Annotated in this window: 8 protein-coding genes; all 8 read left to right on the forward strand. The window is 35.8% G+C overall.

The genetic code is table 11. The features are described 5' to 3' along the window. Window positions 1-192 precede the first annotated feature (192 nt). The 8 genes from clpB (at window position 193) to DRF57_RS22760 (ending at window position 7905) form a co-directional block, all read left to right on the forward strand. A complete protein-coding gene (gene clpB, locus DRF57_RS22730) occupies window positions 193-2787 on the forward strand; it encodes an ATP-dependent chaperone ClpB (protein ID WP_084087792.1) in 2595 nt (864 codons plus the stop codon). 169 nt (window positions 2788-2956) lie between these two features. Then, window positions 2957-3610 carry a hypothetical protein gene (locus DRF57_RS22735; RefSeq protein ID WP_047496808.1) on the forward strand — a complete coding sequence of 218 codons (654 nt, stop codon included), beginning with the start codon at window positions 2957-2959 and terminating at the stop codon, window positions 3608-3610. 104 nt (window positions 3611-3714) lie between these two features. Continuing rightward, entirely contained in the window at window positions 3715-3867 is a 153-nt protein-coding gene (locus tag DRF57_RS23775; protein ID WP_156126151.1) for a hypothetical protein, read from the forward strand. A gap of 199 nt (window positions 3868-4066) precedes the next feature. Beyond that, window positions 4067-4585, forward strand: a complete 519-nt coding sequence (locus DRF57_RS22740; protein WP_115921023.1) for a hypothetical protein — start codon at window positions 4067-4069, stop codon at window positions 4583-4585. A 25-nt stretch (window positions 4586-4610) separates the two neighbouring features. Further along, window positions 4611-5255 (forward strand): hypothetical protein, encoded by a 645-nt coding sequence (locus tag DRF57_RS22745; protein WP_115921025.1) that lies wholly within the window; start codon window positions 4611-4613, stop codon window positions 5253-5255. Then, window positions 5234-6019 (forward strand): sensor histidine kinase, encoded by a 786-nt coding sequence (locus DRF57_RS22750; RefSeq protein WP_047496817.1) that lies wholly within the window; start codon window positions 5234-5236, stop codon window positions 6017-6019. The genes DRF57_RS22745 and DRF57_RS22750 overlap by 22 nt, the downstream gene beginning before the upstream one ends. Beyond that, the gene (locus DRF57_RS22755; RefSeq protein WP_115921027.1) at window positions 6016-6657 is read left to right on the forward strand and encodes a response regulator transcription factor; all 642 of its coding nucleotides are present in this window, start codon (window positions 6016-6018) and stop codon (window positions 6655-6657) included. Before DRF57_RS22750 ends, DRF57_RS22755 begins: the two co-directional genes overlap by 4 nt. 243 nt (window positions 6658-6900) lie before the next feature. Continuing rightward, window positions 6901-7905, forward strand: coding sequence for a zinc metalloprotease (locus tag DRF57_RS22760; RefSeq protein WP_115921029.1), 1005 nt, complete (start codon window positions 6901-6903; stop codon window positions 7903-7905). The last annotated feature ends 120 nt before the right edge of the window (window positions 7906-8025 follow it).

An 8025-nucleotide genomic window follows, 5' to 3' on the forward strand; every position in this document is an offset into this window, starting at 1 on the left:
GTTAAAAATGCCGAATTCGGAAATTTTGTCCTATTTTTTTGTAAATTTAATAATTGAACGATTTTTGTGATACAGTCATCGAATAAATGATTAAATAATTGATGGCATTAAGAAGCCAAGCCTTAAAATTTGGTTTCTTGATGTTTTTTAAAACTTAACTTTAAACGAATCAACCAAAAATATATAAAGAATATGAACTTAAACCAATATACTGTAAAATCACAGGAAGCCATTCAGGCAGCTCAACAAGTTGCTCTGGAATTAGGCAATCAAAGTATCGAACCTCAGCATATACTTGAAGGGATCTTTCAGGTAGATGAAAATATATCACCTTTCTTACTAAAAAAATCTGAAGCAGATGCTAATCTGGTAAGAGAGCGTAACCGTGAAAATTTAGAAAAACTTCCCAAAGTACAGGGAGGAAACATTTACCTTTCTCAATCTGCAAATAAAGTATTGCTTGACGCACCCAACATCGCTAAAAAAATGGACGATGAATATGTAACCATTGAACATTTATGGCTCTCTCTTTTAGAGACAAGCTCGGAAGTATCCAAAATGTTGAAGGATATGGGTGTTACCAAAAAATTGCTGGAAGGAGGTATTAAAGAATTAAGAAAAGGGAGCAAAGCTACTTCTGCCAGCTCGGAAGAAACATACCAGTCCTTAAATAAATATGCTAAAAACTTTAATGAATTAGCAGCTGAAGGAAAACTGGACCCTGTGATCGGACGTGATGAAGAAATCAGAAGGGTTTTACAGATCCTTTCCAGAAGAACAAAAAATAACCCGATCCTTATCGGTGAACCGGGAGTTGGTAAAACAGCCATTGCTGAAGGGATCGCTCACAGAATTATCAGTGGTGATGTCCCTGAAAATCTAATGGATAAAACATTATTTTCACTGGACATGGGAGCATTGATCGCCGGAGCCAAATATAAAGGTGAATTTGAAGAGCGTTTAAAATCTGTAGTAAATGAAGTCAGCAAATCTGACGGACAGATCATCCTTTTCATCGATGAGATCCACACATTGGTAGGTGCCGGAGGTGGCGAAGGCGCAATGGATGCTGCCAATATCCTGAAACCGGCTTTGGCAAGAGGAGAATTGAGAGCTATCGGAGCCACTACCTTAAATGAATATCAGAAATATTTTGAGAAGGATAAAGCGTTGGAAAGACGTTTCCAGAAGGTAATGGTAGAAGAACCGGATACAGAATCTGCAATTTCCATTCTTAGGGGTATTAAAGATAAATATGAGGCGCATCACAAGGTAAGAATCAAAGATGAAGCGATTATTGCTGCTGTGGAAATGTCTCAAAGATATATTTCAGACAGATTCTTACCGGATAAAGCAATCGACCTTATAGATGAGGCTTCTGCTAAATTGAGAATGGAGATCAATTCCAAACCGGAAGAACTGGATGTACTGGACAGAAAATTAATGCAGATGGAAATTGAATTGGCAGCCATCTCAAGAGAAGGCAATGAGACCAAAATCAATCATTTGAAAGAGGATATTGCTAAAATTTCTGAACAGAGAAATGAAATCAATGCCAAATGGCTGAAAGAGAAGCAGAAAAGTGAGGATTTAACTCAGGTTAAAAAAGAGATTGAATCTTTAAAATTAGAAGCGGAAAGAGCATCCAGAACTGGAGACTATGCAAAAGTAGCGGAAATACAATATGGAAAACTCCGTGAAAAAGAAGAGCAGCTGGAAAAACTGGAACTTGAAATGCAGAATCATCAGAATGAGCTGATCAAAGAAGAAGTCACCGCTGAAAACATTTCTGAAGTCATTGGAAAATGGACAGGAATCCCTGTCACCAAGCTGTTACAATCGGAAAGAGCTAAATTATTGAATCTTGAAGCTGAACTTCACCATAGAGTTGTAGGTCAGGATGAAGCGATCCAGGCTGTAGCGGATGCCATCAGAAGAAACAGAGCAGGATTGAGCGATGACAAAAAACCTATCGGATCATTCTTATTCTTAGGAACCACAGGTGTTGGTAAGACTGAGCTGGCAAAAGCATTAGCAGAATTCTTATTCGACGATGAAAACAACATGACCAGAATTGATATGAGTGAATATCAGGAACGTCACAGTGTTTCAAGATTAGTGGGAGCGCCTCCGGGATATGTAGGTTATGATGAAGGAGGACAGCTGACAGAAGCGGTAAGAAGAAGACCTTATTCTGTAGTACTTCTGGATGAGATAGAAAAAGCACATCCTGATGTTTTCAATACCCTGTTACAAGTTTTGGACGATGGGCGTCTTACAGATAATAAAGGCCGTGTAGTGAATTTTAAAAACTCTATTATCATTATGACCTCCAATTTGGGTTCACATCTGATCCAGGAGAATTTTGAAAATATTACAGAGGAAAACCAGGACGAAATTGTAGATAAAACGAAAGACGAGGTATTTGATTTACTGAAACAAACTTTACGCCCAGAATTCCTGAACAGAATTGATGAAATCGTACTCTTCCAGCCTCTAAGAAAAAAAGAGATCGGAAAAATCGTTCAGTATCAGCTGAGAGGATTCAATGACATGCTGGCAAAACGCAACATCATCATGACATTTACTCAGGATGCGGTTGATTATCTGATGGAGAAAGGTTACGATCCTGCTTTCGGAGCAAGACCTCTAAAAAGAGTTATCCAACAGGATGTACTGAATAAACTATCTAAAGAGATCCTTGCCGGAAATGTAAATGACGGAGATAGAATCACATTAGATTTCTTTGAAGAAACAGGTCTTGTTTTCAGACCTACCGAACAATAAAGTAGTTTTTTTTCATATACATTATTTTTGTAAGTAAGTGCTGTAGAATTCTCTGCAGCACTTATTTTTTTATCCTGGTTTTGATCTAATTTTATTATCTTCAACAACCAAATACTAATGATTAATTTAAGCCCAATCTAAGAATCTGTAAAATATTTTCACATCATACATGACAATCCCCCAAATACTTTATGAAACCATCCTTTGGGTAGAAGGAGCCACGGCACTCATCGCACTATTCTATTATCATCGTGAAAAAGAGCAGCATTGGAAGTATTTTTGCCTCTATCTTATCATCATTTTCCTGTGTGAGGTGTTCGGAAAATACAGTCCACGTTTTATAGACTACGACAGTCCAAAATTTTATAATTATTTTGTGATTCCCCTGGAGTTTATATTTTTTTATTGGCTCTATGCTGCAAAGACTTTTGGAAAGCCCAAACTTTTTTATATCCTATCTCTGCTCTACCTGCTGTCATTTATCCCCAATGAAATTTTTCTTGATACCAAGAAGGAAATATTTTCCATCAATTATACGCTGGGATGTCTTATTTTAATGATTCTTGTGATTATGGAATATTATCATCAGGTGAATTCTTCCGAGATTATCAACTTTAGCAGAAACAGAATGTTTTACATCAATCTGGGAGTTACTTTATTCTACATCGGAACCATGCCATTCTGGACTTTTTATGCTCAGATAAGGCAGTATAAAGAAATCTGGGATATTTATTATTCTTATTTTCAAATTTCTCTTATTATCATGTACATTCTGTTTTCAGTTTCGCTGATACGGGGAAAACAGAAACCTGGCCTCTTGTAAAATCACAGGGAAAGATCAAAAAACCATCTTTTTGTTTATTTTTATCCAAACAATGTGAATTATCATTACATTTACCATAATAATCTAACTAAACCAAAATCAACATGAAAAAATTAAAAAGAGATGAATTAAAGAAAATTGACGGTGGAGTCCTTACATCCATCATCATGTGTGACGAATTCTGGAATTGCCCTACCGGTTTATGCTGCACGGCAGGACTGGTTTGCAAGGACCGAACGAAATATCCTTGTATATAAATCTAAGCCGGAGATTACCTCCGGTTTTTTTTGTACCCCTATGAGAACTTCGATATTTATTTACGCATAGTATCACTCATATGCAACCCGTAAAAACCCGGTAAAAATAACAGTATAATCCCCTATTTATTAGTATTTTTTCTACCATATTTTTTCCGAAATTTGCAGATACACTAACATTTTTTATAAATACTAAGTTATGGAAGCAGAATCTACTAATGAATATGGACCAAAATCCGGCAGAATGTCAAATGGTTTAATTAAGACTTTAATAGAGAATTACCGCCAGAATCATTTGAGTGCAATTAACGAGACTTTGGGGATACAAGATGCCCATTCAATCTGGTTTGACCTTCCTAAATTAAAAAAGTTCATTGCAATGATAGAAGAAGAAGCCATGAAAAAGACTCCCGATGCAACTGAGGAAGATTTAGGAATCAGATTTTATTATGCCGCTTATCCAAAGCTTGAAAACTGGAATATAATGGAATCCCATCCCGTATCTGAAGAGTATGCCGGAAGACATACCCTGGTCATGATTCCTACGGTAAAGAAAACAGATGAAGAAGGAGAAATCCACCACTATGATTTCAATACCTTGGATCAATCTATCAATTTAGCATTAACTGCCAGAAGAGGGGGTAAAGAGGAAGATCCTATTGGAGAAAATAACGGACAACTTATTCCTCCATCCAATCCAATAGCTGAATATTTTTAATACTTAATTGATGATTTTATAGAATATGACCGATTTCCAAGAATTTGTAAGCAAAAGTATGCTTTGGGCCGAAGGACTTGCTGCGGTGGTATCGCTTTTGTATTATAATCGTGTAAAAAACCAGTATTGGATTTTCTTCATATTCTATTTGGTTTTTATTTTTCTTGGAGAAGCCTATGGCAGATGGGGAAAGTTCCCCTACTTTTCCAAATCCTACTATTATAATTACTTTTTGATGCCTATCCAGTTTATATTTTTTTACTGGTTATATGCCGCAAAATCTTTAGGAAAGCCCAAATTATTTTTTATATTATCCGTTTTATACCTGCTTTCATTTATCCCCAACGAATTGTATTTTTCGGGAAGTAAAATAGTATTTGCATTTAATTATACCTTTGGTTGTCTTATTTTAATGCTTCTTGTAGTGATGGAATATTATAAGCAAATTAATTCACAGGACATTCTTAATTTCAGTAAAAACAGGATGTTTTATATTAACCTGGGGGTAACACTTTCCTATATTGGAACATTACCTTTCATGGCCCTGTTCTCTGTTTTGATTAATTATATGGAAATCTGGAATATTTATTTCAGTTATTTTCTGATCTCAGGTGTAGTGATGTATCTTTTATTTGCAAGTTCATTTATATGGGGAAAACAGAACTCTTAATCGTCATTATTTTATTTAATATATTTTTTGTGATGTTTATCGTTGCAGTGGCTATCTATATCAGAAATTACAGGCAGCGTAAAAAAGAATATCTGAATGAAATTGAAATAAAAAATGAGATCCATCAAAAGGAGCTTCTGGCTACCCAGCTGGAAATCCAACAGGCCACTATGCAGCAGATCGGAAGAGAACTTCATGACAATATCGGTCAAAAACTGACATTGGTAAGTCTCTATACCCAGCAAATGCTTTATGAGAATAAAGTTCCGGAAGCCAGTGAAAGGATTGAGCAGGTTTCCCAGATTATCAACCAGTCTTTACAGGATCTCCGCAGCCTTTCCAAAACATTAACGGATGATAATATCAACCAAAAAGAAATAAAAACATTAATCCAGGAAGAGGTAGACATTACTAATTCTTTTAAAAAATGTACGGTAAGTTTTAACTACAACTTTGATCAGCTTGATTTAGGTTTTGTTCACAAAAATGTACTGCTCAGAATCACTCAGGAATTTATTCAGAACAGTATAAAACATTCGGACTGTAAAAATATTTTTATTACATTAAATACTTCCGAAGATATCCTTTGGGAACTTTCCATTCATGATGATGGGATTGGATTTGACACCAGCCAGACAGCATCTAATGGGATTGGCCTCACCAACATGAAAAACAGGGCAAAAATCATCGGTGCCGACTTTCATTTTGAAAGCCAGAAAAACACAGGAACGTATCTTCATATCATTTTAAAAAAGCAATCATGAAAAAAACAATTGTAATTGTTGATGACCATATACTTATTGCCAAAGCACTGGAAGGTATTATTGGTAATTTTAATGAGTTTGAGGTCATCTATGTCTGTGAAAACGGAAAAGACCTGATTCAGAAATTTGAAGAAGGCAACAAAATCCCCGATATCATACTGTTAGATATCAGTATGCCCATTATGAATGGTTTTGAAACCGCTAGCTGGCTTACGAAAAACCATCCTGATATCAAAATAATGGCCCTCAGTATGCAGGGTGATGACAATAGTGTCATTAAAATGATTAAAAGTGGCGCAAAAGGCTATCTGCTAAAAAACACACATCCAAAAGATCTTGAAACAGCACTTATAAGGTTAAATTCCGACGGCTTCTTCTATCCGGATTGGGCTTCAAAAATTATATTCTCTACGCTTAATAAAGATATGAGCTCAGAAATCACTATAAAAATTAGCGAAAGGGAGAAGGAATTCCTGAAATACACGGTTACCGAGCTCAGTTACAAGGAAATTGCAGACAGAATGTGCTGCAGCCCAAGGACAGTAGAAAGCTACCGTGATCAGCTATGTGAAAAACTGGATTTGAAAACCCGTGTAGGACTTGCCGTTTTTGCGATCAAAAATGGTTTTGGAGGCTAATATAAATTAAAAATATTCTATAAAATAAATAATTATTGTAATTATTTACATTTAAAGCTTCTATTTTCATGAAATAGAAAACTTACATTTTAAAATTTAATTAAAATTCAACAAAAAATCAAATTAGATATAAAATAACCAATCAAAAGTATGATTAAATGGTAATTTGTTAAGTAAATTACAAAATAACTTGCATATCAATTTCAAATAATATAATTTCACATCCTCAAACAAAAAAACGATATGAAAAAACTATTATTTGGAGCTATTGTGCTAAGCTTCATGTCAGCTTGTAACAGCGACAACATTTCGAATCAAAATGAAGAAGCAGCAGACCCTGCAGCAGCTTCAACAGCAGCTATGGAAAGAAGCTGCCCATCAGAAGAATTAAGACAGGAAGCTTTAAAAAACAGTCCTGAACTCAGACAAAGGTATGCTGATCTGGAAGCAAATACAGCAAGGTTTGTAAATGACAAAAAACTCGGAAGAGTATTGGCAGACGGAACTGTAGAAATTCCTGTTGTGGTAAATGTAGTCTATAGTAATGCAGCTGGAAATGTCTCCGACGCAAGGATTACAGAACAGATAGATGTATTAAACGCAGACTACTCAGGAACAAACACTGATGCCTCTAAAGTACCTACAGAATTTCAGCCTGTAAACGCAGGGGATACAAAAATTAAATTCAGATTAGTCAATACTATAAGAAAATCCACAACCAAGGCAAGCTGGAAAACAGATGACGCCATGAAACAAGCCTCATCTGGCGGCATAGACGCTACAAACCCAACTAATTATCTCAATATTTGGGTGGTAAGTAAAATGACTTCTCAGGGAAAAAGCATTCTTGGTTATGCTAAATTTCCAGAATCTGCTGGACTATGGCTTGATGGAGTGGTAATTGCCGCCCCATTCTTTGGAAAAACAGGCGCTTCTTCTCCTTACAACCTGGGCAGAACGGCTACTCATGAGGTAGGACATTATTTAAATCTCAGACATATCTGGGGAGATGCAATGTGTGGAAATGACCTAGTGGATGATACTCCTACACAAACAACATCTAATGGGGGTGCACCAACGTACCCGTTATACAATACTTGTAATAGTGTGAAAAGATCTGTTATGTTCATGAATTACATGGATTATGTAAATGATGCTTCTATGTTTATGTTCTCATCTGGGCAAAAAACAAGAATGCAGTCCGTAGTGGCGACATCAGGTGCAAGAGCAGGACTAAGAGTATTATAATCAATCTGATTACAATTTTATTGACTAGTCCTGAAAATCCGATACAGATTAAAGGACAAAAATAAATAATTAAACCAGAGCAAATTTGTTTTTGCTTTGGTTTTTGTTTTTATAGGTTTT

This window comes from Chryseobacterium rhizosphaerae, assembly GCF_003385455.1.
Taxonomy (GTDB): domain Bacteria; phylum Bacteroidota; class Bacteroidia; order Flavobacteriales; family Weeksellaceae; genus Chryseobacterium; species Chryseobacterium rhizosphaerae.